Raw genomic sequence first — 20,411 nt, 5'->3', positions numbered from 1 at the left:
AACATGGAAACCCGAGCCCATCATGTGCTGATCGGCCTGTTTACCCTGCTGGCGGCGACCGCCGCCCTGGGCTTTGTACTCTGGCTGGCAAAGGTCGGTGACGACCGTGAGCTGCGCCGCTACGACATTGTATTCAGTGAGCCGGTGTCCGGGCTGTCGGTGGGCAGTGCGGTACAATACAGTGGTATTCGTGTGGGCGAGGTGGAAAGCCTGACCCTGAATCCGGACGATCCGCGCCAGGTGCGGGCACGGGTTCGCATTGACGCCGATGCTCCGGTCAAGGCTGACACTCGGGCCCGGCTGGCCCTGGCCAATATCACCGGGGCCGCCAATATCGCCCTCAGCCACGGCTCGCCCGACAGCCCCCTGTTGGCCAATGGCCGCAATGACATACCGGTTATTCGGGCCGAGCCGTCCCCCCTGAGCCGGTTGCGGGTCGGCAGCGAAGAACTGATGGTCAGCCTGACCACCCTGCTCGACAATGCCAATCGCCTGCTCACCCCACAGAACGCCGCCCATGTCGGTCGTATTCTGGCCAGCCTGGATTCGGCCAGCGCTTCCCTGGCGCAACAGCAGGATACCCTGGGAGAAGGGCTTGCTGCCTTTACCTCTGTGGCTGTTCGGCTCGACGCCGTGCTGGCACGGCTCGATCGGCAGCTGGCTCGTCATGGCGAGCCCCTGCTGGCCGATTCCGCCGCGACGGCGGCCAGCCTGCGGCGACTGAGTGAGCGGCTGGATCGGTTGCTCACACAGCAGCAGGGGCTGGAAGCGGGCGTGCGGAGCCTGGCCGAGCTGGAGCCGGCGCTGCGGGAGTTGCGGCGTACCCTGAGGGTGCTGGGAGATGTTGCCTTCCAGCTGGAGCAGGATCCCGCCGCGACCCTGCTGGATCGTCACGAGATGGAGGAATTTGAACCGTGAGCAAATCTCTGGTGGTGCTGATCCTGTTGCTGGGGCTGGCGGGCTGCTCTGTGCTGCCTTCGGCCGAGCCGGTCAGCCGGTACCGATTGCCGCCGGCCACCCTGACAGCGGCGGGGCAGGACGTGCTGTTCGATGGTCTGCGCCTGGCCCGTCCCCAGGCCACCGGTGTACTGAATGGCAACCGGCTACTGGTGCTGACCGAGCACCAGTCTTACCAGGCTTATGGCGGTGCCCGCTGGTCGGCCTCCCTGCCACAATTGTGGCAGGACTGGTTGCTGGATGCCTTGGGGCGGGACGGCCGCATTGGCGGCCTCAGCCGAGAAGACGAAGGCATTCACGGCGAGTGGGAACTGGCCGGCACCCTGCGGGCCTTTGAACTGGATCTGAGCGCAGGCCGGGCCGAGGTGGTGATTCGCTTCGATGCCCGGCTGCTGCGTGCCGCCGACAGACGCATTGTGGCCGCGCGGCGGTTCGAACAACGGGAAGCTCCTCATGGCCTGAGCGCGGATGCGGTCGTGATGGCTCATGGCCGTGCCGCCAGCCGGCTGGCGCAGGAGCTGGCGACCTGGTTGCTGGCCGCGGGCGAGGCAGGGGGGCCATGAGTCGGCACGGCTGGTGGTTGGGTATGCTACTCTGGCTGAGTCTGCCCGCGGTGGCGGTGGAACGGCTGACGGTGCGCGTGCTGGAAACCCTGCCCCACGATATCAACGCCTTTACTCAGGGGCTGGAGTGGCACGATGGCCGGCTGTTCGAGAGCACCGGCCTTTACGGCCAGTCCAGCCTGCGTTGGCTAGAGGGTGACAGCGGTGAGCCGGGACGGCGAATCATGCTCGCCGACAGCCTGTTTGGTGAGGGTCTGGCGCGGGTGGAGGACCGGCTGGTGCAGCTGACCTGGCGCGAAGGGCTGGCGCTGGTGTGGCAGTTGCCGGAGCTGCGTCTGCTCAAGGCCTTTTCCTACCAGGGGGAAGGCTGGGGCCTGTGCTTTGACGGCGACAGCCTGTGGATGAGTGACGGCAGCGCCACGCTGCAGCGGCGAGATCCGGCGGACTTTACCCTGCAACGACGGCTGAACGTTCGGCTGGGCGGGGTGCCTCAAGGGCGGCTCAATGATCTGGCCTGTGTCGGTCGGCACATTTACGCCAACGTCTGGAAACAGGCACGCATACTGCGCATTCGCAAGGACAGCGGCGAGGTCGATGCCGTGATCGATGCCTCGGCCCTGCTGCCCCTCAGCCAGCGGGTCAGCCATCACGAGGCGGTGCTCAACGGCATTGCCCATGATCAGCGCAGCGGTGATTTTTACCTCACCGGCAAGTGGTGGCCGCGGCTGTTCCGGGTGCGTTTTGTTCAGGCGCCGGGGGCACCGGATGCCGGAAACAGTGCCACGCCTGCGCTCAGCGCCCGCTGAATGTTGTTTCGTTCAAATCGCGTTTCCCTCGGGTAGTAGCGCCGGGCCTGTTGCCGCAGCCGCTCGGCGTCCTCGGGACGTTCCAGGCGGTGCAGCGCCAGCACCATGTTGTGGTATACGCTGATGCGGGGCGTGCGGCGCACGAAGTCCCGGCCCCAGTCCAGATACTCCCGCAGCGCCTCGTCGTTCCGGTGCGCCGTGGCGAGGGCAAGCCGCAGCGACATGGCGTTGAACTCCAGCCGGGTCAGCCAGGCCAGGGGGTTGAGGGCCGACTGCAGCAGCGCCGGCTCCTTGCCGCCGCCCCGTTCATACTGAGTAATGGCGTTGGCGGTCTGCAGCCCGGTGACCATAAAGGGCACCACCAGCGCCGGGATCAGCAGGGCAGCGAAGCGGGCCAGCAGCCGGTGGCGGTAGGGCGTCTCGACAAGCGGTTGCAGCCGTTGATCGATCCAGTACAGCAGCACCAGCAGGGTGAGCCAGTGGGCCAGGGAATGGTAGAAGGGGTATTCGGTCTGGCTGTGCAGGGCCATGGGCCACACCAAAGCCGCCAGCGCCAGTGCCTGCCGCCAGGGGGCCCGGCACAGCAGCCGCACAAAGGCCAGTGCGACTCCAATGATGGCCAGCACCGGCAACAGACCCCCTTCCACCCCCCAGAACAACAGCTCGTTATGAGGATGATCCAGGTTGGGCTCCATGGGGGGCAGGCCGGCAATCTGCTCCCGCTGCGCGGCGTAAAACTCCATGAATTGCCGTTCAAAGTCGCCGTAGCCCACCCCGGTCCAGGGATGCTGGCCGATCAATGCCAGGCTCTGCTGCCAGTAATATTTGCGCACCCCGGGATCGCCGTACACCTCGGCACCCCGTTGTACGCCCTCCACAAATGCCATGGACACCAGCGCCAGTGCCATGCCCAGCGCCACCAGCCCAAGCAATATCAAGGTATTACGCCGGCAGCGTTGCCAGCTCAGCGGCAGCATCAGCAGTACACCCGTGAGGCCGCCCAAGAGGCCCACCCGGGATTGCAGTACCACCAGCAGCAGCGGCGTGGTTATCAGCATGGCCCCCAGCCAAACACGACGAATGGCAGGCAGTGAGCGTCTGTCTTCCAGCCACAAAAACCAGGCCAGCATCAGCCCGGTGGCCATCAGGCTGGCCATGACGTTGGGTTGCTGAAAAATGCCGTAGGGCCGGTTGGCATTGGTGTTATAGCCAATGGGGTTGCCCGGCTCCAGCAGGTAGTACTGCACCAGCCCGAGCACTGCCTCCAGGCTGATCGCCGCCAGCAGTACATAAAGCAGGCGCCAGCGGCCCTGCTCATCAAAGCGGCACTGCAGCAGCGCAAACCAGAACAACAGGCCTCCCGCCAGCCCCGCCAGCCGCGGCAGCGCCCGGTCCGCCAGTTCGGCATTGGAATAGAGCAGGGGCACCAGCATCAGCATAAAGGCCAGCCAGCCCCACAGGTGCAATCGGCTCCAGACCACCAGCCGGTTGCGGGTCAGCTGCCACAGGCCGAGGCCGATCAATATCGAGACGAAGATCCAGCCCACCATGTTGAACGGCAGGTAGAGGCCGGCGCCGCCGGGGTTGTGCATAAAAAAGTGCATGCCGCCCAGGGCCCAGGCGGCAAAACACCAGAAGAACAGGTAAGGCAGTGATACTCGGGTCATCCTTGACTCCAAATGTGTCTAGTGCCCCTTCAGCATAGGCCGTAAAAAACGGGCGGTATGGGAGGCCTGGTGTTCGGCCACTGCTTCAGGGGTGCCGGTCACCAGGATTCGGCCGCCGCCACTGCCCCCTTCCGGTCCCAGATCCACGATCCAGTCGGCGGTTTTGATCACGTCCAGGTTGTGCTCGATGATCACCACGGTGTTGCCGTGATCCCGCAGCCGGTGCAATACCGTCAGCAGCAGCTGAATATCGTGAAAGTGCAGGCCTGTGGTGGGCTCATCGAGAATATACAGGGTCTGGCCGGTGTCCCGCTTGGACAGCTCCCGGGCCAGCTTGACCCGTTGGGCCTCGCCGCCGGACAGGGTGGTGGCCGACTGGCCCAGGCGAATATAGGACAGACCCACGTCCATCAGCGTCTGCAGCTTGCGGGCGATGGCCGGCACCGGGGCGAAGAAGTCGCAGGCTTCCTCCACCGTCATCTCCAGCACCTCGTGAATGCTTTTGCCCTTGTATTTGATTTCCAGGGTTTCCCGGTTGTAGCGCTTGCCCTTGCACACGTCACAGGGCACATAGACGTCGGGCAGAAAGTGCATTTCCACCTTGATGACGCCGTCGCCCTGACAGGCCTCACAGCGGCCGCCCTTGACGTTAAAGGAGAAGCGGCCCGGTTTGTAACCCCGGGAGCGGGCCTCCTGCGTGCCGGAAAACAGCTCGCGAATGGGCGTAAAAATACCGGTGTAGGTGGCCGGGTTGGAGCGGGGCGTGCGGCCGATAGGGCTCTGATCGATGTCCACCACCTTGTCCAGCTTGTCCAGGCCGTGAATGGCGGAATAGGGCGCCGGCTGGCTCACCGTGGCCTTGTTCAATTCCCGGTGAGCGAGGGGAAACAGGGTGTCGTTGATCAGCGTGGACTTGCCCGAGCCGGATACGCCGGTGACGCAGGTCATCAGCCCCAGGGGCAACGCCAGATCCACTTGCTTCAGGTTGTTGCCACTGGCCCCTTCCAGCTTCAGCCAGTGCTCGCCCACCGGGGTGCGCCGGGCCGGCACCGCAATGGCTTCACGGCCGGACAGATAGGCACCGGTGAGGGATTCCGGATTGGCCATCACCTCGGCGGGGCTCCCTTGAGCCACAATCTGGCCGCCGTGCACACCGGCACCGGGGCCGATGTCGAGCACGTGATCGGCGGCGCGAATGGCGTCTTCGTCGTGCTCCACCACGATCACGGTGTTGCCCAGATCCCGCAGGTGGGTGAGGGTGGCCAGCAGCCGTTCGTTGTCGCGCTGATGCAGGCCGATGCTGGGCTCGTCCAGCACATACATGACTCCCACCAGGCCGGCGCCGATCTGGCTGGCCAGGCGAATGCGCTGGGCCTCGCCGCCGGACAGGGTGTCGGCGCTGCGGGACAGGGTCAGGTAGTTGAGCCCCACATTGACCAGAAAGCCCAGCCGCTCGGTGATCTCCTTGAGGATCTTGTCGGCGATTTGCGCCTTCTGGCCGCCGAGCTGCAGCCCGGTGAAAAAGGCATGGGCCTCGCCGATGGCCATGTCGGACACGCTGGGCAGGTTGTGCTCCGCCACAAACACGTGGCGGGCGGCTTCCTTCAGGCGAGTACCGCCGCAGCCGGGACAGGACTGGTTGCTCTGGTACTTGGCCAGCTCCTCGCGCACCGAGTTGGACTCGGTCTCCCGGTAGCGGCGCTCCATATTGTGAATAATGCCTTCAAAGGGGTGCTTGCGCACCAGCACGTCGCCCCTGTCGTTCATGTAGCGAAACTCGACGCTGGTGCGGCCCGAGCCGTACAGCACCGCCTTTTGCACCGGCTTTGACAGGCTTTCAAAGGGGGCTTCAAGGTCAAAGTCGTAGTGATCTGCCAGCGACTTGAGCATCTGATAGTAGTAATAGCTGCGTTTATCCCAGCCGCGAATGGCGCCGCCGGCCAGGCTCAGCTCCGGGTTGGACACCACCTTGCCTGGGTCGACGATCTGTTGCACGCCCAGGCCGTCGCACTGGTCACAGGCCCCCGCCGGGTTGTTGAAGGAAAAAATGCGCGGCTCCAGCTCGGCGATGGAATGGCCGCACTCGGGGCAGGCGAAGTTGGCGGAAAACACCAGAGGGTCTTCCTGTTCGTCGTCCATGCTCACCACCGAGGCGATGCCGCCGGACAGCTCCAGCGCCGCCTCAAAGGACTCGGCCAGCCTGAGCTGCAGGTCATCCCGCACCTTGAATCGGTCCACCACCACCTCGATGGTGTGTTTTTTCTGCAGCTCCAGCGCCGGCGGATCCGACAGGTCGCACACCTCGCCGTCGATGCGGGCGCGAATAAAGCCCTGGGCCGCCAGGTTGTCCAGCAGCTTGCTGTGCTCCCCCTTGCGATTGCGCACTACGGGCGCCAGCAGCATCAGCCGCTTGCCTTCGGGCTGTTCCAGCACCTTGTCCACCATCTGACTGATGGTCTGGGCCGCCAGCGGCAGGCCGTGGATGGGGCAGCGGGGCTCGCCCACCCGGGCGAACAGCAGCCGCAGGTAGTCGTGAATTTCGGTAATGGTGCCCACGGTGGAGCGGGGATTGTGGGATGTGGACTTCTGCTCGATGGAGATGGCCGGCGACAGCCCCTCGATATGATCGACGTCGGGCTTTTCCATCAGCGAGAGGAACTGGCGGGCATAGGCGGAGAGCGACTCCACATAGCGACGCTGGCCCTCGGCGTAGAGGGTGTCAAAGGCCAGGGACGATTTGCCCGAGCCCGACAGCCCGGTGATCACGATGAGTTTGTCCCGGGGCAGTTCCAGGCTGATGTTCTTCAGGTTGTGCGTGCGTGCTCCGCGAACGTCGATTTTGTCCATCTGCAGCTTGACCAAGTTTTAAACCAGACCGGCTAGTATGGCACTGGATGAATAGCCAGCCAAGAGCGCATGCAGGGGGATTAATCTTGACCGTCGCTCCGTGCTAAACTGCCGCTCTTTTGTGAACAATGACGGCGGAACCATCTTTCATGAGCGATCAGCAAGGCTTCAGCCCGCGGGAGCGGCGGGCGTCCTTTACCCTGGCAGGCATCTTTGGCATGCGCATGCTGGGCCTGTTCATGATCATGCCGGTATTTGCCCTCTATGGTGAGAATCTTGTCGGTTTCTCACCGCTATGGGTGGGCATTGCCATCGGTGCCTATGGTTTGACCCAGGCGGTGCTGCAGATTCCCGCCGGCTGGCTGTCGGATCGTATCGGCCGCAAGCCGGTGATCTATGGTGGCCTGGCGCTGTTTGCCGCCGGCTCCGTGGTGGCGGCGTTGTCCGATTCCGTCTATGGCGTGGTTGCCGGACGGGTGCTGCAGGGCAGCGGCGCCATTGCCGGCGCCATACTGGCGCTGGCCGCCGACATCACCCGGGAAGAAAACCGCACCAAGGCCATGGCCATTATCGGGGTATGCATCGGCATGTCCTTTGCCGCCGCCATGGTGGCCGGCCCGTTGCTGGCGGCGCTGTTCGGACTGTCCGGGGTGTTCTGGACCACGGCAGTACTGGCGTTGGTGGGCATGATCATGGTGCGTTTCCTGCTGCCGGAGTCGGTCAGCAAGGGCCAGATTCGGGATGTGACCGCCGCCCCCGAGTTGTTCGGCCGGCTGCTGAAAGACAAGCAGCTGCTGCGCCTGGACGTTGGCATCATGCTGCTGCACATGACCCTGACCGCGGTGTTTGTGGCCTTTCCGCTGTCGCTGGCCAATGCCGGCCTGGTGCCCGAGCATCACTGGTGGCTGTATCTGCCGGCACTGATATTGTCGTTCGTGCTGATCATTCCCTTTCTGATCCTCGGCGCTCGGCGCAACATGAACAAGCTGCTGTTTCAGGCTTCCATTCTGGTGATGATGGTGGCGCTGGTGCTGATGGCCCTGGGCCAGGGCAAGCTGTGGCTGCTGGCGGTGGCCATGGTGCTGTATTTTACCGCGTTTAACTTTATGGAAGCTTCGCTGCCGGCGTTTTTGTCGATGCTGGCGCCGGCGGGTGGCAAGGGCACCGCCATGGGCATTTATTCCACCAGCCAGTTTTTCGGTGCCTTTCTCGGCGGTGTGCTGGGTGGTGCCCTGTTTCAGCAGCTGGGAGGGGCCGGGGTCTTTCTGTTGGTGGCGTTGACCATGGTGTTCTGGTTCTGGCTGTCGGCAGGCATGGCCAATGTCAGCCGAGTGCGGTCTCATATTCTGCCCATCGGTGTTAAGATAGAGTCAGAATCCGCCCGCAGTCAGCTGCTGCAGCGGTTGATGGCGCTACCGGGCGTGCACGAGGCGCTGATCATTCCCGACGAAGGCGCCGCCTACCTCAAGGTAGATGGCAATATTTTTGAACTGGATCAGGCCAAACGCCTGATCAACCTGTGAGTACGGAGCAAGTTATGGCCAATAGAGGCATCAACAAAGTCATCCTGGTCGGGCATCTGGGTCAGGATCCCGAAGTGCGCTATATGCCTAACGGCAACGCCGTCGCCAACATTACCCTGGCCACCAGCGAAACCTGGCGTGACAAGCAGAACGGTGAGCAGCGCGAGCGCACCGAGTGGCACCGAGTGGTGTTTTTCGGCAAGCTGGCCGAGATTGCCGGCGAGTACCTGCGCAAGGGCTCTCAGGTGTATGTGGAAGGCCGCCTGCAAACCCGCAAGTGGCAGGATCAGGGTGGCCAGGACCGTTACACCACCGAAGTGGTGGTGGACATGGGCGGCACCATGCAGATGCTGGGTGGTCGCCCTCAGGGCGGCGGTCAGGGCCAGGGCGGCTGGAGCCAGGGTCAGCAGGGTGGCGGCCAGCAACAGGGCAACTGGGGCCAGCAGCAAGGCGGCGGCCAGTATGGCCAGCAGGGTGGCCAGTCCCAGTACGGCGGCAACAAGCCGCAAGGCCAGCCGCAACCGGCAGCCAAGCCCCAGAGCCAGCCGGTATACAACGAGCCGCCGATGGACTTTGATGACGATATTCCGTTCTGAGGAATCATCGTTTCAGACAAGGCCCCGCTCGGCGGGGCCTTTTGCCGTTTGGGCGCTGGCCAAAAGTAAACAATACTGAACAATAGCGGGCAAGGGTTCGCCCGGCTCTAATATAAATATTAACAGGATGCGCCGGCACTGTGCCGGCGGCAGGGATAGCCCATGAAATTTACCAATCAGTTTATTACCACCATCACCCTCTGTGTGCTGGCGGCCGTACTGATGGTACTGGTTGGCGCCGGCATCAGTTTTTACCAGATGGGGCTGGCTTATCAGCAACGTCAGGTGGACGCCGTGGTGCGCATGGTCGACGAGGCCTGGCAACCTGACAGCGCGGCCCAGCCGGCCATTGAACGATGGCTGCCGGCCCTGATGGATGTGAGCGATCTGATCGAGTTTTCGGTGCATGACGGCGAACAGCTGCGCTGGCGCTACCAGAGTGTGCAGGTACCGCCTGAAACCGAGGTGACTCAGGAATACAGCCGCCCCCTGGGCGGTGACGGGCTACAGGTGAGGCTGGTGCTGCAGCCGCCCTTTTACGATATTGACCACTCCCTGGCCGCGGTCTCCGGGCTAACCGGCGCCATCATGCTGGTGTTCGCCGGTCTGCTGCTGAGCCTGCGCTGGTTTCGTCGCCAGCTGCGCGGTGCCGAGCTGCTCGATCAGCGTGGCCGGCTTATCCTCGACGGCCGGCTCAGCATGTTGCAGCACCATCCGGGAGAGGAATGGCCCCAGGCCGCCAGCCGGGCGCTGGACCGGCTGATGGCCGAGCTGAAGGAGGCGCGCAAGGAGCGTAGCCGTTTCGACACCTTTATTCGCGCCAATGTGTTTGTGGACCGCAAGATCGGCATCGGCAACCGGGTGTTTTTTGACAATCGGCTGGAAGCGGCGCTCAACGACGCCGCCAGCCATTCCGGCGCCCTGTTGTTGGTGGAATTGCAGGATCTGGAGCACATCAACCATCGCCTGGGGTTTGAGCGGGGCGACGAGTTGCTGAGCTCGGCCTCGGTCTATCTGGGCCACCTGATTCGGCGCTACCCCGGCGCCCTGCAGGCCCGCTACACCGGCAACACCTTCGCCCTGTTGTTTCCCAATCTGGTGGAAAGCGAGGCGCTGGACGCCGCCCGCCAGGTGATGAAGCTGCTGCACCGCCTGCACTGGCCCGATGAAATCAGGGAGCCGGCGGTATTTATCGGCGGCGTCTGCTTTGCCTTTGGCGAACAGCTGGATCAGGTGCAGGAAGAAGCCGAGCTGGCCCTGCGCAGCGCCGCCCTGCAGGGCGGCGACGGTTACTTCATGTATTACAAGGGCCTGACCGAAGAGAGCAGCGGCAAGGGCACGGTGCGCTGGCGCACCCTGCTGAGCCGGCTGCTGGAGCAGGACGCCATTTTGCTCGATCGTCAGGGTATCTACCAGGAACGGGGGGGCGAGCCGGAAAGCCAGGAGCTGCTGGCCCGGATTCACGACGAGCGGGGGCGGGAACTGGCGGCGGGACATTTTCTGCCCATGGCGGAAAAATGCGGCCTGCTGCAGGATCTGGATCGCAGCATCTTGTTGCGTGGCCTGACCTTGCTGCAGGAGGGCGATCGCCGGGCCACCCTGGCGATCAACGTGTCGGTGGCCAGCCTGTTGAACCGGGGCTTTCATCGCTGGCTGGTGTTTGAATTGATCCAGCTGCCTCGGGCCTTGCTGGGTGAACTGGTGATCGAACTGTCGGAAGCCGGGGTTAGCCGTCACTTTCTGGATCTGGCCAAGCCGCTACGGGCGCTCAAGGCGCTGGGCTGCCGGCTGGCGGTGGATCACGCCGGCCAGGACGTGGTCAGCACTCAGTACATCAAGGACTACGATCTGGACTACCTCAAGCTGCACCCCAGCCTGGTGCGGGATATACACCGAAAGCCCAATAACCAGATGGCGGTCCGTAGCCTGCTGGGCAACTGCATGGGCAACCGTACCCGTGTGATTGCCGTGGGAGTGGAGGCCGAAGCCGAATGGGAATGCCTGCGCCAGCTGGGGGTGCACGCCGGGCAGGGCTATTACTTCGCCTGCCCCGAGCGCTTTACGCTGGTATAGCTTCTTGCCCCCTGCAGGCCGCCGGTATGAAGAAAGACAAGGTGGCTGCCGGAGGTGTAATGGCCGGCTTCGATGTCCCGGAACAGGCCGAGCATGGCCTTGCCGCTGTATACCGGCTCCAGGGGCAGGTTAAGGGTATGGCTCAGCTCGACGATGGCTCGCCGGTCGGCATCACGGCATTTGGCATAGCCGCCGCCGTGATGATCCAGCCGCAGTTGCCAGCCCGCATCGCCGGCCGCGGGCGGGTGCAGCCCGCACACGGTGTCGGCCAGCCAGCCCTGTCCCTTGAGCACCGCATAACCGGTGATGACGGTGCGCTCCGGGCGCGCCGAAAGCAGCCCCGCCAGGGTGCCACCGCTGGCCACCGGCAGCACCAGCCGATCGCAGGCAGGCAGTTCCCGCCACAGCTCCGCGACCCCGGGCAGGGCCAGGGCGCAGCTGCCCCCTTCGGGGATCAGGTAAAAGCCGGGATAACGGGCGGCCAGCTCGGCCAGAAAGCCTGAGTCGTGACGGCGGCGATAGCCTTGCCGGTCGACGAACTCCAGGGCCATGCCCCAGGCCCGCGCATCGGTCAGGGTGGGATTGGCTGCATATTCTGGCTCGCCCCGCACCACCCCCACTGTGGGTAATCCCAAAGCGTGGCCGGCGGCGGCCAGGGCGTGCAGGTGATTGGACCAGGCGCCGCCAAAGCTGAGCAGGCCGGTCGCCCGTTCCGACAGCGCCTGGCGCAGCACATATTTAAGTTTTCGCCACTTATTGCCGGATATGGAAACATGCAGACGGTCGTCCCGCTGCACGTGCAGTATCAGGCCGTGGCGGGTAAGCAGGGGGTGCTCGACCCGCTGTAGACCGGCGTTTCCTCGAGCGTACAGTCGTTGCCAGTGATGCAGTGAAGGCAAGGCAAAACCAGTGAAAAATAAAGTCCGAAGCCCAAGTGTAAGGAACTTATTGATTTATTGAAACTCGTATCCATTCGTGTTCGGCTCTGCTCGCGGTTCCGCCTTGCCGGGGGCTGAATGCGTTGGTAAAGTTAGCCGAATTTTCCGGTTTCTCAATCCAGGATCCCCTTCAGCATATGTTCAAGAAGCTAAGAGGCATGTTTTCCAACGATCTTTCGATCGATCTGGGAACGGCCAATACCCTTATTTACGTCAAGGATCAGGGCATAGTTCTGAACGAGCCCTCGGTCGTGGCCATTCGCCAGGAAAGAACCGGCTCGGCCCAGAGCGTAGCCGCGGTCGGTCATGCCGCCAAACAGATGCTGGGGCGCACGCCCGGCAACATCGCCGCCATTCGCCCGATGAAGGACGGCGTGATCGCCGATTTCTACGTCACCGAAAAAATGCTGCAGCATTTCATCAAACAGGTGCACGACAACAACTTCTTTCGCCCCAGCCCCCGCGTGCTGGTGTGCGTGCCTTGCGGCTCTACCCAGGTGGAACGCCGGGCCATCAAGGAGTCGGCGCTGGGCGCCGGCGCCCGCGAGGTGTACCTGATCGATGAACCCATGGCCGCGGCCATCGGTGCCGGCCTGCCGGTGTCCGAAGCCACCGGCTCCATGGTGGTGGACATCGGTGGCGGTACCACCGAGGTGGCCATTATCTCCCTGAACGGCGTGGTCTATTCCCAGTCGGTACGGGTGGGGGGCGACCGGTTTGACGAGGCCATCATCAATTATGTGCGTCGCAACTACGGCTCGCTGATCGGCGAAGCCACCGCCGAGCGCATCAAGCACGTGGTCGGCTCCGCCTATCCGGGCGAAGAGGTACTGGAAATCGAAGTGCGCGGCCGCAACCTGGCCGAAGGGGTACCGCGCAGCTTTACCCTCAACTCCAACGAGATCCTGGAAGCCCTGCAAGAGCCGTTGTCGGGCATTGTCAGCGCCGTCATGGTGGCGCTGGAGCAGTCTCCCCCCGAGCTGGCCTCAGACATCTCCGAGCGGGGCATGGTGCTCACCGGCGGTGGCGCCCTGCTGCGCGATCTGGATCGCCTGCTGATGGAAGAAACCGGCATTCCCGTGGTGGTGGCCGATGATCCCATGACCTGTGTGGCCCGTGGCGGCGGCAAGGCTCTGGAGATGATCGACATGCACGGCGGCGACCTCTTCCACTACGACTGATGAACCGGGCCGGGTGACCGGCTCGCTCTTTTTCATGAAGCCCATATTTGGCCGTGGCCCCTCTTTGCCCATTCGCCTGACCCTGGCGGTACTGGCGTGCCTGATGCTGATTATCGCAGACAGCCGCTACCAGTCCTTTGCCGGCATCAAGGTCTATCTCAATTCCCTGGTGAGCCCCCTGCAGTACATGGCCAACAGCCCGCGGCTGTTGCTGGACTCCGCTTCTACCCAGCTGATGTCGCGCCAGGCCCTGCTGAACCAGGCCGAGCGCATGGAGCGGGAGCTGTTTCTGCTGCGTGACGATTTGTTGCGGCTGCGCCATCTGGAGCAGGAGAACCAACGCTTGCGCGAGCTGCTGGGATCACCGGTACAGCGCGACGCCCGCCGCATGGTGGCCGAGATCATGGCGGTGGACACGGATCCGTTTTCCCATCAGGTGGTGATCGACAAGGGCAGCCTGCAGGGGGTGTTTGAAGGCCAGCCGGTGCTCAACGAGCAGGGTGTGGTCGGCCAGATCATCTCGGTGGGCAAGACCACCAGCCGAGTGCTGCTGATCACCGATACCAGCCACGGCATTCCGGTGCGGGTGGCGCGTAACGACATTCGCGCCATCGCCAGCGGCAGTGGTCGGCTGGATCGGCTGGTGCTCGACAACATCACCCGAAATACCGACATTCAGCAGGGTGACGTGCTGCTCAGCTCGGGCCTGGCGGGGCGCTTTCCCGAGGGCTATCCGGTGGGGCGGGTGACCCATGTGGGCCATGAGGAAGGCCAGGCCTTTGCCGATATTCGCATAACCCCCTTTGCCGCCCTGGATAGAGTGCGGTACCTGCTGCTGCTGTGGCCCGAGCCGCGGGTCGCAGAGCCTGAGCCGGCGGTGGCCGAACCCGGAGAACCCACGCCATGAGTGCCTTTCCATTGCGCAGTCGCCTGGGCATCATGGCCAGCCTGGCGCTGGCGCTGATCCTGTCGATTCTGCCGCTGCCGGACATAATAGCGCCCTTTCGCCCCGACTGGCTGTTGGTCACCCTGCTGTACTGGACCATTGCCCTGCCGCACCGGGCCAACGTGGGCACCGCCTTTGTGGCCGGCCTGCTGCTGGATCTGCTGCTGGGCTCGGTGCTGGGGGTGCGCGCCCTGGCGCTGGTGATTCCGGTGTATCTGGCCGCTTCCCAGTTTCAGCGCATGCGCAACTACTCGGTGTGGCAGCAGGCCTTTGTGGTCGGCGGCCTGGCCATGCTCAACAAGCTGCTAATCTTCTGGACCGGCTACCTCAACAGCGCCATTCAGGTGGACTATCACTACTTTTGGTCCATCGTCAGCAGCATGGTGTTCTGGCCCTGGATCTTCCTGTTGCTGCGCAAGTGCCGGCGTCAGTTTGCCCTGACCTGAGGAGTCGTCATGACCATCGCCCTTTACCTGGCTTCCGCCTCGCCCCGTCGCCGCGAGCTGCTGGCGCAGCTGGGGGTACGCTTTGAACTGGTGCGTCCCGAGGTGGAAGAGCGCCAGCGGCCGGACGAAGACGCCGCCGGCTATGTGCAGCGGCTGGCCCGGGACAAGGCCCTGGCCGGTGCCGCGCTGGCGCCCGAGCCGCTGCCGGTGCTGGGCGGTGACACCATAGTGGTGGTGGACGGCGAGGTGCTGGAAAAGCCCCAGTGCGAGGCCCACGGCAAGGCCATGCTGCGCCGGCTGTCGGGCCGCAGCCATCGAGTGATGACCGCCATGGCGCTGGCGTGGGGCGAACACTGCCGGAGTGTGCTGGTGACCACGGAAGTGACCTTCCGCGCCCTGAGCGAGGCCGACATCGACCGCTACTGGCACACTGGCGAGCCCGTTGACAAGGCCGGCGGTTACGGCATTCAGGGACTGGGTGGACGTTTTGTGTCGCGTATTCACGGCAGCTATAGCGCCGTGGTGGGCCTGCCACTGGTGGAAACCGAAGCCTTGTTGCGGGACGCCGGCATCGTAACCGGTTGATTCCGGCTCTTGAAAGCCGCCATTCTGTGATAGTTTAAGGCCATATCACCCCCTCACTGGCGGAGCCCACATGTCTGCAGAACTGATTATCAATATGACCCCGGCTGAGACCCGGGTGGCACTGGTGGAAAACGGTATCCTGCAGGAAGTGCATATCGAACGTCAGGCCCGGCGCGGCATCGTCGGCAATATCTACAAGGGCAAGGTCAGCCGGGTGCTGCCCGGCATGCAGGCGGCCTTTGTGGACATCGGCGGAGAGCGCGCCGCCTTTCTGCATGCCTCCGACATCGTGCCCCATACCGAGTGCGTCGACACCCGTGAGCAGGCCCATTTTCAGGCCGGCAATATCGCCGAACTGGTGCGTCAGGGCCAGGATATCATGGTGCAGGTGGTCAAGGATCCCCTCGGTACCAAAGGAGCTCGCCTCACCACCGACATTACCCTGCCGTCCCGCTATCTGGTGTTCATGCCCGGCAGCGCCTACGTGGGCGTGTCCCAGCGCATCGACTCCGAACAGGAGCGGGAGCGGCTCAAGGCCCTGGCCGCCGAGCATGTGGACGAACAGGGTGGCTTTATCATTCGCACCGCCGCCGAGGGCATCGGCGAGCAGGAGCTGGCCCAGGATGCCGCCTTTCTCAAGCGGCTGTGGCGCAAGATTCAGGAGCGCCGGGGCAAGTACCCGTCCTGCTCCATGCTCTACGAGGATCTGCGGCTGGCGTTTCGCATCGTGCGCGACTTTGTCGGGGCCGAGCTGGATCGTATTCGGGTCGATTCTCGGGAAACCTGCGACGCCCTGCGCACCTTTGTGGATGAGTTCGTGCCCGAGCTGTCCGGGCGCATCGAGTACTACCACGGCGAGTCGCCGATCTTTGATCTGTATGACGTCGAAAACGAGATCCAGCGGGCCCTGGATCGCAAGGTGGAGCTCAAGTCGGGGGGCTATCTGATCATCGATCAGACCGAGGCCATGACCACCATCGATATCAATACCGGCGCCTTTGTCGGGCACCGTAACCTCGAAGAAACCATCTTCAACACCAATATCGAGGCTACCCAGGCCATTGCCCGTCAGCTGCGGCTGCGCAACCTGGGGGGCATTATCATCATCGACTTTATCGACATGTACGATGAGGACCACCGGCGCCGCGTGTTGCACAGTCTGGAGCTGGCCCTGTCCAAAGACAGGGCCAAGACCAACGTCAACGGCTTTTCCCAGCTGGGACTGGTGGAGATGACCCGCAAGCGCACTCGGGAGAGCCTGGAGCATGTGCTCTGCGATGCCTGTCCCGAGTGCAATGGTCGAGCCCGGGTGAAAACCGTGGAAACCGTCAGCTACGAAATCCTGCGAGAGATCCTGCGGGTCAACAAGGCCTACGACGCCGACAAGTTCGTGGTCTATGCCTCCACCGCCGTGGCCGCGGCCCTGCAGGAAGACGAGTCGCACATGCTGGCCGAACTGGAGGTGTTTATCGGCAAGCAGGTCAGGGTCAACAGCGAGCCCCTGTATAACCAGGAGCAGTTTGACGTGGTGATGATGTAGTGCTGAAACGCAGCCTGAGCTGGGCCTGGTTTGGCCTGGCCGGAGCCGCCGTGATGCTGGCCCTGTTGGTCAGCCTGCTGCGCTTCGGCTCGCCCTGGCTGGCGGCCCTGCAACAACAGTGGCTGGACCGGTTGCTGAGCGAACACCAGCTGACCCTGAACATCGGCGGCCTGGGGCTGGGCTGGCAGGACTTCGGTCCCGTACTGGTGCTGGAAGACGTGCGTCTGCAGCGGCCGCAACAGCCGGATCTGATCCTGCGTCGGGCCTCGGTGGACATGCAACTGTGGCAAAGTCTGCGCCAGTGGCGGCCGGTGCTCAACGAGCTCACCCTGGACGGCCTGCGGTTGACCCTGGGACTGAGCGGTGAAGGCGAGGCGCCGCGTACCGATATCACCGCCCTGCGCACTCTGGCACTGCAGGGCGTGGAGCGGCTGAGCCTGGTGGATGCCCAGCTGGTGCTGGCCGCTCCGGGCAAGCCTCTGCTGGAGCTGAATATTCCTGCCCTGCGCTGGCACAACGGCGCCGAGCTGCATCAGGGCGAGGGCCGATTGAGCTTTGGTCCCGGTGCCGGCCAGCAGTTTGTGTTTCAAGGGCGGCTGGAAGGGCCCATCGACCGCCTGAGCGGCGGTATTTATCTGCAGGCCGACCGGGTGGATGCCAGTCCGGTGTTGGCCCGGGTGCGCCCCGAGGACGATAGCGTCTCGGCCGAGCTTTCCTTTGAGGCCTGGCTGGAATGGCGGCAGGGCGAGCTGCAGGCGGCGCTGCTGACCCTGGGGCAGAACCGGGCCGGCTGGGGAGAGGGCCACGAGGTGGTGGTTAAGGGGGGTCGTCTGCAATGGCAACCGACCGCCGCCGGCTGGCAGCTGGCCAGCAGCGATATCGACATCAGCGTGGACGGCGAGGCCTGGGAGCGCTGGCAGGTTCAGCTCGACCGCGACGGGGAGCGGCTCAGCGGTTACCTGGATCGGCTCAGCTTTACCGATCTGGCGTTGCTGGCCCAGTGGGGCGAATACTACTGGCCCACCGCCGCGCGTCAGCTGGCGGGCATTGCCCCCAAGGGCCGGCTGTCGGGGCTGCGTTTTGCCGCCAATGCCGACGGCAGCGACTGGCAGCTGGACGGGGAACTCCACCAGGTCAGCACGCAGGCCTTTGGCTGGGTGCCGCAAACGCAGGGGCTGAATGGCCGCTTTACCCTGGCGGCGGAGCACGGCCGGCTGATCCTGAACCAGCCCGAGGCCGCCGACTGGCACTGGGACAAGGCTTTTCGCGGCCCCTGGCCGATGCGTGCGCTGACCGCCGAGCTGCAGTGGCAAAAACGCGGCCGCGACTGGTGGCTGTGGAGTGACCGGCTGCGGGTGGCCGGCGACGACCTGGATCTTGAAGCCTGGGTCAGCCTGCAGTTGCCGCCGGCAGGGTCGCCCCTGCTCAGCGCCTCGGCCCGAGTGGATCTGCACCGGGCCGGTCGGGCTGGGGTTTATCTGCCCGAGCCGGTAATGGGCACTCGGCTGGTGGACTACCTGCAGGGCGCCATTCGCGGCGGCCATGCCGAACACGCCGAAGTGCTCTGGTACGGTCGCCTCAATCGTTTTCCCTATCGCGACGGGTCGGGCATTTTTCAAGCCCGGGTGCCTCTGCGCGACGCCGAATTCCGTTTTGATCCCCACTGGCAGCCGCTGACTGCCCTGGATCTCGATCTGCTGTTTGAAAACGACGGCCTGTACATGACCGGCCCCAGCGGGCGCCTTGGTCAGGCCCGGGCCGAAAACATCGATGCCCGCATCGTGCCCCTGAACCGCAGCGCCCGCCTCGCGCTGAACGCCGGCATTGAGGGGGACGGCGAGGCGGTGTCCGGTTACCTGCAACAGTCTCCCCTGGCCGGCTCGGTGGGGGCCACCCTGCAGCAGGTGCGGGTGTCGGGCCCGCTGACGGGCCGGCTGGCCCTCGACATTCCCCTGAGCGGCGGCCCGGTGGGGGTAAAGGGCGAGGTGACTTTCAGTGACAATGAGGTCTTGATCACGCCCCTGGCCATGCCCCTGACCGGAGTGCACGGCACCCTCAATTTTGACGAGAAAGAAACCGGGCTGAAGCAGTTGCAAGGCCGCTGGCTGGGCCAGCCGCTGACGGTGGATTATCAGGGCCGGATCACCGAGGCCGGCTATCATGCCGATATCGGTCTGGCCGGCCGCTTGCAGGGCGATGCCCTGGGCCGGGCACACCCCTGGCTGGCGGGGTTGCAGGGCGAGGCCGGCTGGCAGGGCCGAGTGCAGCTGAACATGACCGAAGGGCGGGTGAATTACACCGCCGAGCTGGACTCGAGCCTGGCAGGGCTGGCAAGCCGGCTGCCGCCGCCCCTGGGCAAGGATGCCGGACCGGATCGGCCGTTGCGGCTGTTGCTGTCCGGCGACACGGCCCAGGCCCGTGCGCGGCTTGCCATGGCGCCGGATATCGATGCCGAGCTGCGACTCGGCTTTGCCGCCGACGGTGTGCACGTCAGCCGGCTCTGGCTCGATGCCGGCGGCGCAAAGGCCAGGCTTCCCCGAGCGCCGGTGGATGTGGCGGCACACCTGGCCGAGCTCGGGCTGGACGACTGGCTGGCGCGGCTCGGCGGGGCGTCGTCGAACGAGGCAGGAGCGATAGCGTTGCACTGGCCGGAGCGCTACCGGGCGGACTTGCGTGCCGACAGCGGTGAGCTGTGGCGCCAGCCACTCAGCGATCTGCGGCTGACCTTCAGCCCGGGAGAAGCCGGCCGCCACCGGCTGGCGGTGGCGGCGCAGCAGGCGCAGGGAGAGCTGGCCTGGGGCAATGATGAACCGATCACCGCCAGTTTTGACCGGCTGTGGCTGTCGCCAAGGCCCGGCGGTGAAGGCATCGGTATGGGCCGGTTGTCTCCGGCCCGAGTGCCGGCCCTGGTGTTTCGCTGTGACGACTGCCGCTGGCGCGAGCTGGCCTTGGGTAAGGCAGGGTTCCAGTTGTCACCGCTGCACGCGGAAAACGGCGTGCAGCTCGACGACCTCTGGCTCGACGGTCCCTTGCTGCAGGGCCGGGCGCAAGGGCGTTGGCTGCAGCACGACAGCGGCGACCTTACCCGGCTGCAGTGGCGAGGAGGGGCGCAATCCCTGCAGGCGCTCTGGCAGGCCCTGGATGAACCCTCGCCATTCCGTGACACCCAGGCGCTGCTGGAAGGCGAGCTGAGCTGGCCCGGGCTGCCCTGGCAGCCGGTGACCTCCCGCCTGGATGGCACCGTCAGCGTGGAAACCGGCGCCGGCGTGCTCACCGGGGTGAGCGACAAGGGCGCCGGCCTGCTGTCGGTGCTGAGCATGGACTCGATACTGCGGCGGCTGCGGCTGGATTTTCGCGACGTGTTTGAAGGCGGTTTTTACTTTGACAGTATTCGTGCCACCGGCACCTTTGAGCAGGGCCTGTTGCGCAACGACGACTTTCTGCTGAAAGGGGCCGCCGGCGACATGGCCGGGCAAGGACGGGTGGACCTGGCCGCCGAGCGGCTCGATTACCGTTTTGAATTCACGCCCAACCTGACCGGCAACCTGCCGGTGCTGGCGGCCTTTGCGGTGACGCCGGTGACCGGCCTTTATGTGCTGGCCCTGTCCAAGGTACTGGGGCCTGTGGTAGATGTATTCACGCGTATTCGTTATCGCGTGAGTGGCCCCCTGGCCAGCCCGACGGTCAGTGAACTGGGCCGGGAGCGGGAGCAAATCCGCCTGCCTCAAAACGACAAGGAGTAA

Annotated in this window: 15 protein-coding genes; 12 read left to right on the top strand and 3 right to left on the bottom strand. The window is 64.4% G+C overall.

Annotated elements, in window-relative coordinates:
* The first annotated feature begins 3 nt into the window (after positions 1-3).
* The 3 genes from B6S08_RS14225 to B6S08_RS14215 are packed head-to-tail and all read left to right on the top strand — an operon-like array spanning position 4 to position 2,326.
* Positions 4-918 carry an MlaD family protein gene (locus B6S08_RS14225; RefSeq protein WP_094201465.1) on the top strand — a complete coding sequence of 305 codons (915 nt, stop codon included), beginning with the start codon at positions 4-6 and terminating at the stop codon, positions 916-918.
* A complete protein-coding gene (locus tag B6S08_RS14220) occupies positions 915-1,520 on the top strand; it encodes an ABC-type transport auxiliary lipoprotein family protein (RefSeq protein ID WP_094201464.1) in 606 nt (201 codons plus the stop codon). The genes B6S08_RS14225 and B6S08_RS14220 overlap by 4 nt, the downstream gene beginning before the upstream one ends.
* Entirely contained in the window at positions 1,517-2,326 is an 810-nt protein-coding gene (locus B6S08_RS14215) for a glutaminyl-peptide cyclotransferase (RefSeq protein ID WP_094201463.1), read from the top strand. Before B6S08_RS14220 ends, B6S08_RS14215 begins: the two co-directional genes overlap by 4 nt.
* Here the strand turns inward: B6S08_RS14215 and B6S08_RS14210 are convergent.
* Together B6S08_RS14210 and uvrA are read right to left on the bottom strand one after the other, a co-directional pair.
* Positions 2,266-3,993, bottom strand: a complete 1,728-nt coding sequence (locus tag B6S08_RS14210; RefSeq protein ID WP_094201462.1) for a PglL family O-oligosaccharyltransferase — start codon at positions 3,991-3,993, stop codon at positions 2,266-2,268. The genes B6S08_RS14215 and B6S08_RS14210 overlap by 61 nt on opposite strands.
* Before the next feature lie 18 nt (positions 3,994-4,011).
* Complete coding sequence (gene uvrA / locus B6S08_RS14205) at positions 4,012-6,840, bottom strand: excinuclease ABC subunit UvrA (protein WP_094201487.1); 2,829 nt, start codon at positions 6,838-6,840, stop codon at positions 4,012-4,014.
* 149 nt (positions 6,841-6,989) lie between these two features.
* Between uvrA and B6S08_RS14200 the strand changes: the two genes are divergently transcribed.
* From B6S08_RS14200 to B6S08_RS14190, 3 genes are all read left to right on the top strand, one after another.
* Positions 6,990-8,363, top strand: coding sequence for an MFS transporter (locus tag B6S08_RS14200; RefSeq protein ID WP_094201461.1), 1,374 nt, complete (start codon positions 6,990-6,992; stop codon positions 8,361-8,363).
* A gap of 14 nt (positions 8,364-8,377) precedes the next feature.
* Positions 8,378-8,959: a single-stranded DNA-binding protein gene (locus B6S08_RS14195; RefSeq protein WP_094201460.1), complete on the top strand. Its 582-nt coding sequence runs from the start codon at positions 8,378-8,380 to the stop codon at positions 8,957-8,959.
* A gap of 162 nt (positions 8,960-9,121) precedes the next feature.
* Positions 9,122-11,032, top strand: a complete 1,911-nt coding sequence (locus B6S08_RS14190) for an EAL domain-containing protein (protein WP_094201459.1) — start codon at positions 9,122-9,124, stop codon at positions 11,030-11,032.
* Here B6S08_RS14190 and B6S08_RS14185 read toward each other — a convergent pair.
* Positions 10,996-11,931 (bottom strand): 1-aminocyclopropane-1-carboxylate deaminase/D-cysteine desulfhydrase, encoded by a 936-nt coding sequence (locus tag B6S08_RS14185; RefSeq protein WP_245849870.1) that lies wholly within the window; start codon positions 11,929-11,931, stop codon positions 10,996-10,998. The two genes, B6S08_RS14190 and B6S08_RS14185, sit on opposite strands and share 37 nt — an antisense overlap.
* 176 nt (positions 11,932-12,107) lie before the next feature.
* On the opposite strand from B6S08_RS14185, the gene B6S08_RS14180 reads away from it, so the two are divergent.
* The 6 genes from B6S08_RS14180 (at position 12,108) to B6S08_RS14155 (ending at position 20,411) form a co-directional block, all read left to right on the top strand.
* Positions 12,108-13,151: a rod shape-determining protein gene (locus B6S08_RS14180; RefSeq protein WP_094201458.1), complete on the top strand. Its 1,044-nt coding sequence runs from the start codon at positions 12,108-12,110 to the stop codon at positions 13,149-13,151.
* A gap of 34 nt (positions 13,152-13,185) precedes the next feature.
* Positions 13,186-14,058 (top strand): rod shape-determining protein MreC, encoded by an 873-nt coding sequence (mreC, locus tag B6S08_RS14175; RefSeq protein WP_094201485.1) that lies wholly within the window; start codon positions 13,186-13,188, stop codon positions 14,056-14,058.
* A complete protein-coding gene (gene mreD, locus B6S08_RS14170; RefSeq protein WP_094201457.1) occupies positions 14,055-14,543 on the top strand; it encodes a rod shape-determining protein MreD in 489 nt (162 codons plus the stop codon). The genes mreC and mreD overlap by 4 nt, the downstream gene beginning before the upstream one ends.
* A 9-nt stretch (positions 14,544-14,552) precedes the next feature.
* Positions 14,553-15,128 carry a Maf family protein gene (locus tag B6S08_RS14165; RefSeq protein ID WP_094201456.1) on the top strand — a complete coding sequence of 192 codons (576 nt, stop codon included), beginning with the start codon at positions 14,553-14,555 and terminating at the stop codon, positions 15,126-15,128.
* Positions 15,129-15,198: 70 nt separating this feature from the next.
* Positions 15,199-16,668, top strand: a complete 1,470-nt coding sequence (gene rng / locus B6S08_RS14160; RefSeq protein ID WP_094201455.1) for a ribonuclease G — start codon at positions 15,199-15,201, stop codon at positions 16,666-16,668.
* Entirely contained in the window at positions 16,668-20,411 is a 3,744-nt protein-coding gene (locus tag B6S08_RS14155; protein ID WP_094201454.1) for a YhdP family protein, read from the top strand. The genes rng and B6S08_RS14155 overlap by 1 nt, the downstream gene beginning before the upstream one ends.

It is taken from the genome of Oceanimonas doudoroffii (genome assembly GCF_002242685.1).
Classification (GTDB): Bacteria; Pseudomonadota; Gammaproteobacteria; order Enterobacterales; family Aeromonadaceae; genus Oceanimonas; species Oceanimonas doudoroffii.
The sequence above is the reverse complement of the archived record's forward strand: the minus strand, read 5'-3'. Positions and strand labels throughout refer to the sequence as shown.